At 38.4% G+C, this 15,750-nt stretch carries 17 protein-coding genes; 13 read left to right on the top strand and 4 right to left on the bottom strand.

The window, feature by feature from the left end; all coding sequences use genetic code 11:
* Window positions 1-114: 114 nt before the first annotated feature.
* Both MY533_RS15205 and mtnN read left to right on the top strand, forming a co-directional pair.
* Window positions 115-768, top strand: a complete 654-nt coding sequence (locus MY533_RS15205; RefSeq protein WP_248716629.1) for a YrrS family protein — start codon at window positions 115-117, stop codon at window positions 766-768.
* A 62-nt stretch (window positions 769-830) separates the two neighbouring features.
* Window positions 831-1,523, top strand: a complete 693-nt coding sequence (mtnN, locus tag MY533_RS15200; protein ID WP_248716628.1) for a 5'-methylthioadenosine/S-adenosylhomocysteine nucleosidase — start codon at window positions 831-833, stop codon at window positions 1,521-1,523.
* A gap of 638 nt (window positions 1,524-2,161) precedes the next feature.
* Here the strand turns inward: mtnN and sigK are convergent.
* Together sigK and pssA are read right to left on the bottom strand one after the other, a co-directional pair.
* Complete coding sequence (gene sigK / locus MY533_RS15195; RefSeq protein ID WP_248716627.1) at window positions 2,162-2,869, bottom strand: RNA polymerase sporulation sigma factor SigK; 708 nt, start codon at window positions 2,867-2,869, stop codon at window positions 2,162-2,164.
* Window positions 2,870-2,956: 87 nt separating this feature from the next.
* Window positions 2,957-3,457 (bottom strand): CDP-diacylglycerol--serine O-phosphatidyltransferase, encoded by a 501-nt coding sequence (gene pssA, locus MY533_RS15190; protein ID WP_132357279.1) that lies wholly within the window; start codon window positions 3,455-3,457, stop codon window positions 2,957-2,959.
* A gap of 136 nt (window positions 3,458-3,593) precedes the next feature.
* Between pssA and MY533_RS15185 the strand changes: the two genes are divergently transcribed.
* From MY533_RS15185 to MY533_RS15140, 10 genes are all read left to right on the top strand, one after another.
* Window positions 3,594-4,376, top strand: a complete 783-nt coding sequence (locus MY533_RS15185; RefSeq protein WP_132356914.1) for a phosphatidylserine decarboxylase — start codon at window positions 3,594-3,596, stop codon at window positions 4,374-4,376.
* A 36-nt stretch (window positions 4,377-4,412) separates the two neighbouring features.
* The gene (locus tag MY533_RS15180) at window positions 4,413-4,934 is read left to right on the top strand and encodes a YqeG family HAD IIIA-type phosphatase (RefSeq protein WP_049667747.1); all 522 of its coding nucleotides are present in this window, start codon (window positions 4,413-4,415) and stop codon (window positions 4,932-4,934) included.
* Entirely contained in the window at window positions 4,931-6,034 is a 1,104-nt protein-coding gene (yqeH, locus tag MY533_RS15175; protein ID WP_248716626.1) for a ribosome biogenesis GTPase YqeH, read from the top strand. Before MY533_RS15180 ends, yqeH begins: the two co-directional genes overlap by 4 nt.
* Window positions 6,035-6,064: 30 nt before the next feature.
* Complete coding sequence (gene aroE / locus MY533_RS15170; protein WP_132356911.1) at window positions 6,065-6,895, top strand: shikimate dehydrogenase; 831 nt, start codon at window positions 6,065-6,067, stop codon at window positions 6,893-6,895.
* Window positions 6,896-6,900: 5 nt separating this feature from the next.
* Entirely contained in the window at window positions 6,901-7,203 is a 303-nt protein-coding gene (gene yhbY / locus MY533_RS15165; RefSeq protein ID WP_132356910.1) for a ribosome assembly RNA-binding protein YhbY, read from the top strand.
* A gap of 9 nt (window positions 7,204-7,212) precedes the next feature.
* Complete coding sequence (locus MY533_RS15160) at window positions 7,213-7,803, top strand: nicotinate-nucleotide adenylyltransferase (protein WP_248716625.1); 591 nt, start codon at window positions 7,213-7,215, stop codon at window positions 7,801-7,803.
* Complete coding sequence (gene yqeK, locus MY533_RS15155) at window positions 7,772-8,344, top strand: bis(5'-nucleosyl)-tetraphosphatase (symmetrical) YqeK (protein ID WP_248716624.1); 573 nt, start codon at window positions 7,772-7,774, stop codon at window positions 8,342-8,344. Before MY533_RS15160 ends, yqeK begins: the two co-directional genes overlap by 32 nt.
* The gene (gene rsfS, locus MY533_RS15150; RefSeq protein WP_132356907.1) at window positions 8,341-8,685 is read left to right on the top strand and encodes a ribosome silencing factor; all 345 of its coding nucleotides are present in this window, start codon (window positions 8,341-8,343) and stop codon (window positions 8,683-8,685) included. The genes yqeK and rsfS overlap by 4 nt, the downstream gene beginning before the upstream one ends.
* 2 nt (window positions 8,686-8,687) lie before the next feature.
* Window positions 8,688-9,428: a class I SAM-dependent DNA methyltransferase gene (locus MY533_RS15145; RefSeq protein ID WP_248716623.1), complete on the top strand. Its 741-nt coding sequence runs from the start codon at window positions 8,688-8,690 to the stop codon at window positions 9,426-9,428.
* Between the two features lie 100 nt (window positions 9,429-9,528).
* Window positions 9,529-10,704 carry a DUF4085 family protein gene (locus tag MY533_RS15140; RefSeq protein ID WP_248716622.1) on the top strand — a complete coding sequence of 392 codons (1,176 nt, stop codon included), beginning with the start codon at window positions 9,529-9,531 and terminating at the stop codon, window positions 10,702-10,704.
* A 175-nt stretch (window positions 10,705-10,879) separates the two neighbouring features.
* On the opposite strand, the gene MY533_RS15135 is transcribed toward MY533_RS15140, so the two are convergent.
* Both MY533_RS15135 and MY533_RS15130 read right to left on the bottom strand, forming a co-directional pair.
* The gene (locus MY533_RS15135) at window positions 10,880-13,465 is read right to left on the bottom strand and encodes an AAA family ATPase (RefSeq protein WP_248716621.1); all 2,586 of its coding nucleotides are present in this window, start codon (window positions 13,463-13,465) and stop codon (window positions 10,880-10,882) included.
* The gene (locus MY533_RS15130; RefSeq protein ID WP_248716620.1) at window positions 13,462-14,757 is read right to left on the bottom strand and encodes a methyltransferase domain-containing protein; all 1,296 of its coding nucleotides are present in this window, start codon (window positions 14,755-14,757) and stop codon (window positions 13,462-13,464) included. Before MY533_RS15130 ends, MY533_RS15135 begins: the two co-directional genes overlap by 4 nt.
* 299 nt (window positions 14,758-15,056) lie before the next feature.
* On the opposite strand from MY533_RS15130, the gene MY533_RS15125 reads away from it, so the two are divergent.
* On the top strand, window positions 15,057-15,704 hold the full coding sequence (locus MY533_RS15125; RefSeq protein WP_248716619.1) for a helix-hairpin-helix domain-containing protein: 648 nt from the start codon (window positions 15,057-15,059) through the stop codon (window positions 15,702-15,704).
* Window positions 15,705-15,750: the final 46 nt, after the last annotated feature.

Raw genomic sequence — 15,750 nt, 5'->3', positions numbered from 1 at the left:
TGGGGAAATAAGGCGAGATAGGTATATTTTTCTCTCTGAAAAAATATATGAGCACAATTATTTTGCAAGTACTGTTGAACTTGATAGAATATTGGCTAGAGAGGGGGAGACTTCATGAGTGAACGAAAAACTCGAAGCAGTCGTCATTTGCAGCCATCTCGTAATAAAAAGCTAGATAAACTATTGAATGTTTTAATTGGTATTGTCGTGATATTAATTATTATAACAGCAACATTTGTGTTTAAATGGCAGGATGATGCAGGAAAAGCTGAAAAAGACGAGCCAATACAGGAGCAAAAGAACGATAAAAAAGATGTGAAGGAAGAGCCTTCTAAAGAGCAAAAAAATGATGAATCAGCTCAGGAGGAAAAACTAGCAAAGGAAGAGCCAACAGACGAATCTCAACCATCTGAACAGGACGCTACTACTGAAACTACTTCAGACAACCCGATTGTTAACAAGGTCATAACAAATAAAAATTGGGAACCTACACCTACAACACAAACAGGTCAGCATGTGTCTTCTTACGATGCTAAATCCGTAGACTGGGCTGAAAAGGTAGCCACAGTTGTGGCCGTTACAGGCATCGAAAAGGACAATATGATTATTTGGCGTATGGGAAACAACGGTAGCGCTAATTCGGCTATTGCAACAGTTTCAACGAATGATAAGACAAAAATGTATCGTGTTAGCATGGAATGGGTTGACAACGAAGGCTGGACACCAGTAAAACTTGAACAACTAAATACATTAAACGGCGCCTATTGACGAAAATAATTCATTTTATTATTTTTAATAGAGTTGAATATAGAAGGGAAGTAACAAAAGAAATGAAAATTGCAGTAATTGGCGCAATGGAAGAGGAAGTTGAGCTTTTACGAGCATCGTTAGAGCAAGCAAAAAGCACAACAATCGCAGGCAGTGAGTATACAACAGGAACTTATAAAGGGAAAGAGGTAGTTTTATTAAAAAGTGGTATTGGTAAAGTGAATGCCGCTATGTCAACTACTATTCTATTACATGAATTTAAGCCTGACGTAGTTATTAATACGGGCTCTGCCGGAGGCTATGATGAAACTCTTGAAGTTGGCGCAGTCGTTATTTCAGATGAAGTTCGTCATCATGATGTAGATGTAACGATTTTCGGTTATGAAATGGGTCAGATGGCAGGTATGCCAGCAGCTTATAAATCGGATGAAAAACTTATGAAAGTTGCTGAAGAGGCTGTAAAGGCTGTTGGAGAGCACCAATATGGTATTGGTTTAATTTGCTCAGGTGATGCCTTTATGAATGATCCTGTTCGTGTAGAAGCTGTCCGTCGTCATTTCCCGCAAATGAAGGCAGTAGAGATGGAAGCAGCGGCAGTTGCACAAGTATGTTATCAATTTGGTACGCCATTTGTTGTTATTCGTGCTTTATCAGATATTGCTGGAAAAGAATCGAATCTAAGCTTCGATGAGTTTTTACCAGTAGCTGCAAAGCATTCAACACAAATCGTACTAAAAGCTATCGAATCATTATAAGTCTCATAATTTAGTGAAATAAACTACACAAAATAGTCAAAATGAGTGGCTTTTAGTGTGAGAAAAATCACAGTTTACACGTTTCACTAATGCTAAACTGTTGTTAATTAAATCTCTTCATATCTAGATGGGAGGCATTCATAATGCTATTTTTAACAGCAGGTGTAGTTATTATAACAATGTTACTCGGTACACTTATTTCAGTAGAACTATCGGAATCTGCTGAATAAAAAAATCTCTTGCGATTTTAAATCGCAAGAGATTTTTTTCTTCATTAGTTACGCAAACTTGCTGAGAATTGGGCTTATTACCAAATTTAGAGATGATATTTAGTAAAAATTTGTGTAGAAGTGATTGGGCGACTCTTTAGGGATTAACGTCACAAATAAGATCTTGGATCGCGCAGATAGGGGAAGATTAACCTCCTGTTGTTTTTGTTGCCTCGCTTCCGCACAAAACATCCTATTATCCGAAGTGTCTCATCAGACGCCCCTGAGAGTGCGTTCAGTTGGAACGGAAATCAGCTTTACGTTATGGTGATTTGCCAAAGGGGTACTTTTGTAACAAAAAATACAAGATTAATTGCACAATAAAGTAATGAGATTGTTGAATTTTTATAAGTATCAATTTACAATATATTACTCAATTATCTTTTGATCTCGTTTATATAATTGATAGAGTTTAATAAGTGCTCGTTTTTCAATGCGAGATACATAACTACGAGAAATATTTAAACGTGCAGCGATTTCTTTTTGCGTAAGTGCATCATGCTGGTTTAGACCATAGCGGAGTGTAACAATTTCGAGTTCACGTTCGTCAAGCATATGCAAATAATGATATAGTTGTGCAACATGCTCTTTATGTTCAAGTTTTTCTGTTGCACTTTCTTCATCGCATTGTAAGAGATCTCGGATTTGTAGTGCATTACCATCTTTATCTGTACCGATTGGCTCAAATAAGCTAACATCTTTTTGCACTTTTTTCTGTGTACGCAGATGCATTAAAATTTCATTTTCGATACAACGGGCTGCATAAGTGGCAAGACGGGTTTTCTTGTCAGGAGTATAACTTTCAACGGCTTTCATCAGACCAATAGTACCAATGGAAATATAATCATCAAGTTGTTCATGTTTTGGGTGGAATTTTTTCACAACGTGTGCGACGAGTCTCATATTGCGTTCAATTAGATCAAGACGCGCTTGCTCATCACCGCCTAAAAATCGTTCAATACAAGCAGCTTCCTCTTCTTTTGAAAAGGGTTTATGGAATGTTTGCCCCTTTAAATAGCCAAGTAACGCTGGGATCTCAAGCCATAACTGCAACATAGATGTAAAAATTCCGCTCATTGAATGATTTCATCCTTTCCCCATTTTTCGACAGTATATGTTATAAAACTGTGTTAAATGAAAAAAAGTGCAACAGCAAATGCGCTGTTACACTTTTTTTAACGAAATTGTACTAATCATTAGTAATGCTAGTATGGGGAATAGGAAAAGATAAAATGCCGGGTGGAACGTATTAGATGCAAAATACGTTAAAGTTAAGATCGTACCTGCCGCTGTAATTGGTAACCCTGTAAAATAGCCGTTTGCTTCAGTAATATTGAAACGAGCCAATCTCATCGCACCGCAGATGATGTATAGTACTGTCATCGTCATGCCGACGAAACCAAAGTCGACTAAGACAACTTTATACATTAATAATGCAGGCGCCACACCAAATGATATAATATCACTCATAGAATCTAATTGTTTACCTAGATCAGACACTTGTCCGAGTGCTCTAGCTACCTTTCCATCATAACGATCAAGAAGGGCTGCAATAAAGATAAACAAGACACTGAAGCTATAGTATTCGTGTAGTGTAGCCATTATGGCCGCGCCGCCGAAGGACATATTACTGATTGTGATAAAGTTTGCTGCTTGCGATTTCATTTTCTTAACCGTGGTATCCACCAACTTGTGATAAAAAAACAAGGGGGATCACTCCTTTGCACTTAAGATATTGTACCATTATACTTCGAATGCGAAAAAATTGACAGTCTAAATTAATCGATAGGGGTTTTGTTTTATGAAAGAAAAACTATATCAACGCTTGATTGAATTAACAAATGGCAAGCAATCCTCCCATCTTTTGCAATCTATTGCAAAAGCAAAGTGGAGTAAACGAATTATTCCTAGTTACATGAAAGTATACGACATTAATCTTGAAGAGGTTTCAAAACAACAACAACAATTTTCGAGTTTACATGATTTTTTTACAAGAGAGCTTTTAAAAGATGCACGCCCAATTGAACAAAATCCCACTACTTATGTAAGTCCAGTGGATGCCAAAGTGGAATCCTTTGGACGTATCGAATGGGATATGACATTTCATGTAAAGGGTAAGCCTTATGCTTTACATGATTTACTCGGCAATGCAGAACGTGCCTCACAATATGCTGATGGACATTTTATCGTGTTTTACTTGAGTCCTGCAGATTATCACCGTATTCATAGCCCGATTGATGGGGAAGTGCTAAGACAATATACACTTGGCCAAAAATCTTATCCTGTTAACCAGCTCGGTCTTACATACGGTAAAAAACCTATTTCACACAATTATCGATCAGTAACAGAGCTTAAAGTCGCGAATGATCAGCAAATAGCATTTATTAAAGTTGGTGCAACCTTTGTAAACTCTATCATGCTCACTAATACAACAACACAGTGGCATAAGGGTGAAGAAGTCGGATATTTTTCATTCGGCTCAACAGTCGTTATGCTGTTTGAAAAGGATGCTATAGAATTTACGGAAAATGTTGTACAAGGAAGCCCAATTCGAATGGGTGAAGCTTTCGCAAATATGCTATAATGGTCGAATAATACGTTTAGATTAGGGGTCGCTATTTTGTATAATTTTTTATTACCAGATGAATTTGTCACGAGTATTTATGAAATTACGCCGGAAAAGCTTCAAGACTTAGGTATTAAAGGGATTATTACGGATTTAGATAATACGCTTGTGGAATGGGACCGTGCAGATGCAACGGAAGAGCTTATTATTTGGCTGCGCATTATGAAAGAATCAGGCATTCGTGTAATAATTGCGTCGAATAACAAAGAGGCGCGTGTTAAACAATTTGCTGAGCCATTAGGTATTCCTTATATTCACAAGGCGAGAAAGCCACTTCGTAATGCCTTTTATAGTGCAATTGTTCAATTAGGGCTACGACCACAGGAGGTAGTAATGGTAGGAGACCAGCTACTAACAGATGTAATGGGCGCAAATCGCTTAGGTTTGCATACGGTACTAGTAAAACCAGTTGCACAATCAGATGGGCTCGTAACAAAATTCAACCGATTTATTGAGCGTCGTGTGTTCAATAATTTAAAACGAAAAGGAATCAGTACTTGGGAGGAAAAAGAATGAACGAAATGCCAAATTGTATTGGCTGTGGTACAACAATTCAAACAGAAGATAAAACAGCAGTTGGGTATGCACCCCCATCATCATTGGAAAAAGACGTGGTCATTTGCCAACGTTGCTTCCGTTTGAAAAATTATAATGAAATTCAACCAGTGTCATTAACAGATGACGACTTTTTACGCATTTTAAACGGTCTTGGAACACAGCAAGGCTTAATCGTAAAAATTGTTGATATATTTGACTTCAATGGGAGCTGGCTACCAGGACTTCACCGCTTCGTAGGTAAAAATCCTGTGTTATTAATCGCGAACAAAGCCGATTTATTACCGAAATCTGTGAAACCGAAAAAAGTGATTAATTGGCTAAAACGTGAAGCAAAGGCTCTCGGTCTACAACCTGTAGATGTACTTCTAGTGAGTGCCCATAAAGGTAAAGGGATGGCCGAAGCAATGGAAGCCATTGATGAGTACCGTAATGGACAAAATGTGTACGTTGTAGGTTGTACAAATGTTGGGAAATCCACGTTCATTAATCGCATTATCAAGCAGGCTACTGGTGAAGGTGAGATTATTACAACTTCTCATTTCCCAGGTACCACTTTAGATATGATTGAAATTCCATTAGATGATGGTAGTGCATTATATGACACACCGGGAATTATTAATCACCATCAGATGGCACACCATATTGATGCAAGCGAATTAAAATATATTATGCCTAAAAAAGAAATAAAGCCAAAAGTGTATCAACAAAATGCTGGACAAACATTATTTATTGGCGCCCTTGCTCGTTTTGACTTTATTCAAGGAGAACGTTCGGCATTTACGGTACACGTGGCAAATGACTTGCCAATACACCGAACAAAGCTTGAGAAGGCAGATACATTGTATGCAGAGCATAAGGGTGAATTGCTAGCACCTCCAACTGCTGAATTTATCGAACAGCTACCGCCATTAGTGCGTCATGAGTTCTCTATTAAAGAAGCGAAAACAGATGTTGTCTTCTCTGGTCTTGGATGGATTACGGTGCAGCATGCCAATGTAGTTGTTGCGGCTTATGCCCCAAAGGGTGTACAAGTTTCAATTCGCCCATCACTAATTTAGGATGTATAAGTAGAGAAGAGGGATTAGGAAATGAAGAAATGGTTTGCAGTTATGGGTGATCCGATTGAGCATTCAAAATCCCCGGCGATGCATAATGCTTGGTTCGGGGAAATGTCGATAGATGCAACGTATATTCCAGTGCATGTGTCTTCTGAAAATTTGGAGTCAGCGGTTGCTGGCCTGAAAGCATTAGGTGCTAGTGGCTGGAATATTACAATCCCACATAAAACAGCGATCATTCCTTATTTAGATGAGCTAGATGAGTTGGCAAAAAAAATGGGAGCTGTCAATACGGTTGTCCGAACAAAAGAAGGAACATTAAAGGGCTATAATACAGACGGTGTTGGTTTTGTACGTTCGCTAGAAGAAGCGGTTGGTAAGTCACATAAAGACAAGCCAGTTCTTCTAATTGGTGCGGGCGGTGCTGCTCGTGGTATTGCTTTTGCCATGCAACAGCAAGGTTATACGAATTTAACCATTGCCAACCGTACAGTGGCAAATGCCCAAGCAATTGTCGATGAAATGGGTGTAGGTCATGCGATTTCTTTAGCGGAGGCTGAGGAATTATTAGCTGATTTCAGCATTTTAGTGCAAATGACATCGGCTGGACTTGCTACGGGTAATTTTTCTATGCCATTTTCATTAGAACGACTTGCAAAAGGCGCAATTGTGGCCGATATTGTGTATAATCCATTAATGACGCCTTTTTTAAAAGCGGCTGCGGAAAAAGGAGCAACCGTCGTTACGGGTCTTGGAATGTTCGTTCACCAAGGGGCTATTGCTTTTGAGCATTGGCTTGGTGAATACCCAAATACAAATTCAATGATTGCGCAATTAAAGGCGCAATTAGGAGGAAACTAATTTTTATGTTAACAGGTAAACAGAAACGTTTTTTACGTGCAGAAGCACATCATTTAACACCGATTTTCCAAGTAGGAAAAGGCGGCGTTAATGACGAAATGACAAAGCAAATCCGTGAAGCATTAGAAGTACGAGAGTTGATCAAAGTACGTATTTTAGATAACTGTGAAGACGATAAACATGAAGTTGCAGAAGCACTTGCTAAAGGTGCTCATGCAGAGCTTGTGCAATTAATTGGACTAACAGTTGTTTTATATAAAGAGTCACGCAATCATAAAAAGATTGCATTACCAAAAGCAACGAAATAAGGTGAGACGATGAAAAAGGTCGGTTTACTGGGAGGTACATTTAATCCACCACATAATGGACATTTAATGATGGCTAATGAAGTACTGCATGCTTTAGATCTTGATGAAGTTCGCTTTATGCCTAATGCGTTGCCACCACATAAGTTCGCACGTCATGATGCTAGCGATAAGGAACGCCTTGAAATGGTAAAGCGTGCAATAAGTCCATACCCGTATTTTTCTGTCGAGTCGTATGAGGTGGAGAAGGGTGGCGTATCCTATTCATATAAGACACTTTCTGCAATGTGCATAAGAGAGCCTAACGTGAAGTTTTACTTTATCATTGGAGGCGACATGATTGATTCGCTTCATACATGGTACTGTATTGATGAATTAGTGAAGCTTGTGCAATTTGTAGGCGTAAAGCGTCCAGGAACAGTGGCCACAACAGAGTATCCTATAGTAATGGTGGAAGCTCCCCAAATCGATTTATCGTCCACACTGATTCGTGAACGACTTGCCACTGGAGGAACGGTTACTTTTTTACTGCCTGAAGCGGTAGAGACGTTCATACGAGAGGAAGGTCTATATGGAACGCGAACAGTACTTAGCGGCGATTAAGCCACGCATGCCTGAGAAGCGCTATATTCATACCATTGGTGTAATGGAAACAGCGATCGAGCTAGCAATATTATATGGCGAGGATGAAAAAAAAGCTGAAATCGCTGCTATCCTTCACGATATTGCGAAATATGCAGATATCGAATGGATGGAGAAAATCGTCCGTGATGAAAAATTAGATGCTCGCCTTATTGGCTGGGGTAGTGAATTACTGCATGGTCCAGTAGGTGCATATATTGCAGAAAGCGAATTTGGCATTACGGATGAGGATATGTTAAATGCCATTCGTTTTCATACTACAGGACGCGTAGGCATGAGCCGTCTAGAAAAAATTATTTTTGTTGCAGATATGATAGAACCTAATCGTAAATTTGATGGGGTTGATCGTCTGCGAAAAAAGGCAAAGAAAAATTTGGATAAAGCGATGAGTGCTTGTGTGCGCCATACATTGGCATTTTTAATTGACACAAAGCAACCAATTTATCCATTATCAATAGAATGTTACAACGATATGATGAAAAGAGAGGACAGTGAAGGATGACTTCAACTTTATTACAAGCAGCTTACAAAGCAATTGACGACAAACATGGTGAGGATATTGTCGTTTTAAATATGCAAGGCATTTCACTTTTAGCAGATTATTTTATTATTGCTCATGGTAATTCTGATCGCCAAGTGCAAGCAATCGCACGTGAATTACAAGAGATAGCAGAAAAAGAGGGCTATGAAATTCGCCGTGTAGAAGGCTTTGATGCAGCGCGCTGGGTTCTTGTAGATCTTGGAGATGTAGTAGCGCATGTATTCCATAAAGATGAACGCGCTTATTATAACTTAGAGCGTCTATGGGGCGATGCACCGCAACTAGACATGCCAGAGGCGTAAGTGTGAGTAGTTACGAACGATTTGCACACGTGTATGATGAACTGCAAACCGATATCCCATACAATCTTTATGTGGATTGGGTTTTGCAGCATGCACCGAGCAGTCAATTCCCAAATCTTTTAGATATCGGCTGTGGTACAGGTGTGCTCGGCCTGCTGTTTGCGCAGGCAGGCTACAAGGTGAGTGGAATTGACTTGTCTGAAAATATGCTCTCAATTGCCGCAGAGCGCTTTGCTGATGCAGGATTACATATTCCTCTCTATTGTCTGTCGATGGATGAATTAGAGGGCTTTGAGGCGCTTGACGTTGTAACGATAGCTATTGATTCGTTGAATTATGTAGTGGAAGAAAAAGCAGTTTATTCAACATTAGAACGTATTTATGGTGCTTTACGAGATGGAGGCCAACTGTTTTTTGACGTACATTCATTATTTAAAATGAATGATATATTTTTAGATGGACCGTTTACGTATGACGATGGTGATATTAGCTATGTATGGCATACGGAACCAGGCGATTTCGAACATTCCGTTGTCCACCAAATGACGTTTTATGTGCGTGATGGTGAGAGTAATCTGTATGAACGCTTCGACGAGGAGCATAGCCAACGCACATTCTCAATTGAGCAATATATGGCGTGGCTTCAGGAGATTGGCTTTAACCATGTAGAAGTAACAGCAGATTTTACAGATGAAAGCCCTGAATATGAAAGTGAACGCATTTTTATCCGTGCGGTAAAATAGTAAAACACAGCTCGCTGGTAAACTAACCAGTGAGCTTTTTTTACTTTTCATTCGAAATAGTATTTCTGTTATCTATAACCTAATTAAAGGAGCTGAAATTATGTGGCATTTAACATTACAGGAGAAAAAAGCGTATGAAAATGCGATGAGACTATTTATTGACGAATCTGATGAAGATTGGATACAGAGCCTTGCTGATGCAAAGGAAAATGATATTGATTTATATAAGGAAAAAAAGCAGGAGTTAGATGTATTACGGGATAGTTTAATGAACGATTTACCACCGAGGTTTCAACCATATATTTTAGATGGTACGTTGAATACACTAGAAGTTCCTAAACATGTACGGAAAGAATTTTTACGATGGAGAAATGAACAGGAGCAGCTATTTGAAAATATTCTCGATGCAGCATATGAGGAAAAGCAGAAAACGTTAGCTTATATGAAACCAAAGGCAAGAGAGGTCTTTGAGCAAAGCCTTCATGATGCAAAAGTAGTTAGTATTCACCGTACGGCTACTCAAGTTGTACTAACACTTGATATGGCAGGAGGCTTTACTGCAAAATCAATCATTTATTTAACGTTTAACAATATTAAAAGTGAGTTAGGTCAAGTAGTTCCAGGGCAGTTTTATATTTATGATGAGCTTAGAAAAACAGCTAATGGTTTTGCACTTCGCGTTATTTTTGATTGCCCAGAGGTAGAGTGGACGATTGAAGCAGAGGAACTAGACGCTGAATTTTATTATCGTCCAAAAACATATAGTGACTTTGTTGAAAGTGGTAATTTTGCTGCATATGTTCAAACATTACAGCTAGAGAACGGCTTAATCTTTATTACGCCGCAATGTAAAAAGCAAGTGGTTGGGCTTCAGCACCATGCACCGTTTTTAATTTTTAAAGATAGTCATCTAAATGAAAATGAACATGGCGTTTTTGTAGATTCAATACGTGTGGCAGACAAGTTAGAAGATTGTATTCATTTTTTACATACAGATACATATGAAGATCCGTATGCCCACTTTAGTGAGCCAATACCAATACAGAACTTGGAAGAAGCAGCTCTTGGTACAGATTTAGAGTTAAAGGTTCGCGCTTGGAATACGATGTATGCTAATCCAGTACTGCTCGCGGAGAAGATTAATCAAATATTGATGCAGATGAATCCCGCTCAAGAGGATGATATGATGCAATATATATTTATCCGCCATTTTTACAATGAGGGAATCTTAACGACTGAGCTACAAGCGAAATTTAATGACATCTTAGCAGTATAACGCTTGTAGAAAGTAATGATGAAAAGTGCCACACTGTCCAATAGGCAGTGTGGCACTTTTATGACCATAAAAATAAAAGTGACGGATAGAACGTCAGAAAAAGAGTTCTCACCAAAATGATTCCAGAAAGCAACACATTGTGTTCACCTCCACATTAAGATGAGTGGCGATCTTACTAAAGTCTAGGGTCGACAGGATCACTTTCGAGTGCTAATGTCCCGAGTACACATTCATGAATACGAGCAGTCGATTCCCCTTTTACAAAACGTTCTATTCCTTCTAGTCCGAGCGCGAATTCACGCAATGCATGCTTCATTTTCTTACTTGGATTACGTTCCTTCAGTTTCATTAAATGTGAAGGCTCTAAATAGTCCATACCATAAATAATTCGTAAATACTCACGACCACGTACTTTAATTGCGGGCTGAATGAGCTTACCATTATATTTTGTGACAAATATTTCAGGTTTAATAACAATACCCTCATGACCAGCAGCAGTCATTTCCTCCCACCAAGTAATGATCTCTTGTTCAGAAGCTTCATCCGTAATGATTTTAAACTCTGTTTCAATAAATAATGTTGAATTTTTGGCAAATAGTCGATTCATTTCCATATGCCATATATGCGGTTTATGGAAAAACGATTCCGAACTATGTGCTAATACATGGAAGGGCGCAATTTGAATAGCTGAAGCATCTTGGACATCCCAGCAATAATTTTGGTAAACTGTTGAAAATCGTTGTGCATTTTCAAGTAACCCCTTATACTCCTGAAGCCATTCTGAAACATCGATTTGTACTGTGTCACGTAGTTTCTCCATAAGCTTTGTGCGGTCCATTAGAGCTTGCTCAGCTACATGTGCATACTGTTGATCGATTAGTTGTTGCGCTTTTAAGTTCCAAGGTAAAATTTCTGCATCGAGTAGTACGAAATTTGTATTAAAATGTTCGAAATAATTTTTCTCTATTAATTCTGTATGAAGTTGTTGCAAAATTTTTTGTTCCGTCTCTTTATCGAAAAACCGTCTTCCTGCTCTAGTTGTAATGATACCAAGTGTTTCTGTATCAACGTATTCCTTTGCAATAAGCGCATCTTTAAACAGTAAAAGAACAGCGCGACTGCCCATATGTTTTTTCTCGGCAATCATTGTCTGGACACCGTGCTTTTTATAATAGGCAAATGCCTCAGAAGGGTGTTCCAACGTATCTGCTAACGAAGATGTTTGTGGTGTTGGGCTCATCGTAGGTGGAATATAAACTAGCTGTTCTAACGGCAGTGCATAATGAGAAACACTGTCGATCGCTGCCTTTGCATGAGCACCGCCTATTTGTACATTGTTAAAGTAGGCAGTTTCCACTGTGAATCCTTCTAAAAATGCCCCGATGTTTGGTGGTGCAAAACGTTGCGCTTTTGCCTCAAGTAGAGGATTTCGTTCGATACCGGCATAGTTTTTATACGCCTTCACAAACTCAATTGTCTTTTCAGGGTAGCGAAAAGCAGTTAGCTGCCCCCCAAAAACAACACCTTGATCAATATTCAACGTATTATTTTGCTTTAACGGATTAATTTTAGGATCATGCCCCCAAATAATAAGCTGTGATGTTTGATGCTCTATAAACCAATCATTACGAATAGGTTTCCCAGATTTATCTTGCCCCTGAACATCACCGTAACGACAGAAATCAGAAATCCTTGTCGATTGTTTGCCTATATAACGGTCACGGATACCTGCGTGTGTAACGACAGCTGAAGAAATGCCATTATTCACTAGCAAATAGTGAGAGGGAGCAGCAAGTAAACATTTTGCGAGACGAGCTTTTAAGGCATTTGTTTTCTCTGCTCCGTAATCTTCTTCATAAGCATTAAATTCAGCTTCAACTAGTTCATCCCCATGATGTAATGTTACTTTGCGTCCATCTAACCAACGAGCTATTTTCCAGCCATGATTACTGTCAGTCATATAGGCAAGCCCACGCTCTATATGGCGATCAAAAAAGTCCATCGTTGCAATTGATTTTGGTCCTCGGCTCATAATATCTCCAACTGAAACAAAGCGTCGACCTTGTGGATGAATATAGTAACCTTCCTCATTTTCTTCGTAGCCTAGCTTACCAAGTAATTCGATAAATTCATTAAAGCAGGCATGAATATCACCAATAATATCAAGCCCAGCTTCTACATTTAACAGTAGCGGTGACTTTTGTCTTGATAATGTTAGTCCATCCGTGTCTGTCACAATATAGGTTTTTGTAAACGACTCTTTTTTAATAAATCGTTTTTCTGCTTTTAATAAACGTACCTGCTGTTTAATACGTTTACTACCTCTTGGGTCTTTGCGCAAAGTATCTCGATGTAACAATTCATCAAGAGGAATGTCCAATACAATTACACTAACCGGAACATGTAGTTTTTTTCCAAGTGAAATATATTTTTGACGTTCCTCTGATTGTAAATGTGTAGCATCAACAAAGGTACATTTATTTAATGAGCTTCTAGCCTCTAATACACGTTCCATAACTGCAAAGGCTTGTGCTGAAATAGCGAAATATTCATCATACAATAAATCCGCTTCTTCCTTCGAATGATGTTGAAAATCGATATAATCTGTATCTGAAACAAGTGTCCGATAAGCATCAGAGCTAATAATTTCAGAAGGAGAAAGCATACCTGTATTAACCCATTGTTGTAAAAGAGTAGATTTTCCACTATTGGATGGACCAATTAGCAGAACAATCCCTGCATGTGGAATCTTGATGTTCATACATTCTCCTCCTTTTTCGTATAAATACACATTTGGGTTGGTTGTCCGTAAATATCATGTTGATCGCCGATGCCAGTAAATGAAAGCTCATATTGTTCGTTGCGATTCATCGCATGACACCACTCTTGAAATTGTTGGCGTGTCCATTCAAATCGGTGATCATCATGACGCATTTCATCCAATTTGTAAACAGCATTGTATTCGGCATTTGGTGTTGTCACAATTAATGTTTGAGGACTATATTGAGTTAAAATCAACTCCATTATTTTAGGTAATCGTTCTTCATTAATATGTTCAATGACTTCACATAAAACAATGACGTCTTTATGTTCTAATCGAGCATCGTAATAAAATAGCGAGCCCCATGTAGGTTTTGGGGTTACAAATGCATCCTCTAAGCCTTCAAAACGCTTGATTGCTTTTTTCATTGCAGCTTCACTTGGTTCAACCGCAAGCAACTCGTCAATTCCTTTAACGTAGGCAAGTAAACTTGAAAGCTTTCCTTCACCAGAACCAAAATCAACAATTGATGATTTTCGAGGTAGATTATTAATGGTTTCAACAATTTTTTCGTAGCGTAATGTATTGAGTGATCGCGTTACATTTTGTGGTGCTGTGTTTCCATTATATAAATGGGAGAAGCGTAGAGCTTTTTTAAAAATAAATTCTTTCATTGGATGTGTATCTAACCAGCCTTCTCCGTATCGTTTAAGCTTATCAACTTCCAACTCATCGATAAAGTAGTGCTTATAATCATCTAAAACGGGGATCAGTACAAAGAGATGCTGTAGTGCTTGTTGTAGCGTAATGTCCGCAGATAATGTAAGAAAACGTGCGCGATGGTCGTTACTCAAAGCTTCAATGTTTACAGTGTATCCAAGAGGCTGAAACAATTCATGTATAGCTTCATTTGTCATAGCTGAAGCGATTGGACCGAATTCAAATGAAAATGAAAATGCTTGAGCTACAAATTCAATATATTGTTCTTTTGGTTTACCATTTAACGCAGTACCTAAAGCAGAACGGATAAGGGATAAAAAAATACTACTAGCGGCGAATTCACGGTCATTAATATAATGTGTAATATCAAGTGCATTGTCATTTTGAACAAGTGCGAGTGCATTTGGTGTAACAAATATTGTCACAACAAGACTTGTTTCAGAAAGCTCGTGATAAACAAGTCGAACTAAATGATCCTTTACGCGCCGTTCATATAAATTATTCGGATTTTTTGATAGTAAGTAGGAGATAGCTTTTACATTTTCTCCCTTTGCCTGTATTGTTAGCTGCATATTATTCCTCCATTCAGTACGCAAAGGCATAATGTGTCTTTTTTATTGTGGTTCATCACCAAAAGTGGTAGATGACATTTTTTTAATATATGTGCTGTAAATTAGTCGTTTTGGTGGTGACCTTTATGATTCCAATAATAACATGGCTTCACAACATTATGTCAGTGTCATAATAAGCAAAGGGCAGGTGCTTTCGTTTTTGTCTTAATAGATAATTTATCTTTTCAACGCATGAATGATATTGTAAGATGAAATAGACTCCATATGATTACCTTTTGCAAAGGAAAGGATGTTATTAGATGATCCAATCTTTTTGGCAAAAGTACAAGAAAAGTATGTTGCTCCCCGGCATACTAGTAATCAGTGGACTTTGTTACTTCTTTTTTTCGAGATCTGACTCTTCGCCTCCCCAAGAAGAGCTCATCGAAACAATCCAACCTATTGAACAACCAAATATGAAAGACTCTGTTGATGAAGCGGTCATACAGCAGGTATTTGTTGATATAAAGGGTGCTATTATGTATCCAGGTGTCTATGAGCTACAGACTGACCAGCGAATTATAGATGCAGTACAGCTTGCAGGAGGCTATACGGAGAATGCTGATACACTACTCATTAATCATGCACAAAAAGTTGAGGATGAGATGGTTATTTACATTCCTATAAAGGGTGAAAAGCCTAACGATATTACCGCTAATATGTTGACGATGCCTACTAGCGGAGCAGCACAAGGTGACAACGGTGTAAAAGATCAAAAAGTTAATTTAAATAAAGCAGATGAAGCTGCACTTTCGACATTATCAGGTATTGGTCCATCTAAGGCGAAAAGCATTATTTCGTATCGTGAGGAGCATGGTGGCTTTACAACAATTGAGGACTTAAAAAAAGTGAGTGGTATTGGCGAAAAAACGTTTGAGAGACTGAAGGATTTTATTACCGTTAAGTAATGACAGGTTTTGAGATATTGACGTTTCTTTTCAAAAAGGGCTACAC

Source organism: Lysinibacillus sp. Ag94 (genome assembly GCF_023242215.1).
Classification (GTDB): Bacteria; Bacillota; Bacilli; order Bacillales_A; family Planococcaceae; genus Lysinibacillus.
Note: the sequence above shows the minus strand (reverse complement) of the source record. Positions and strands in the feature narration are given on the sequence as shown.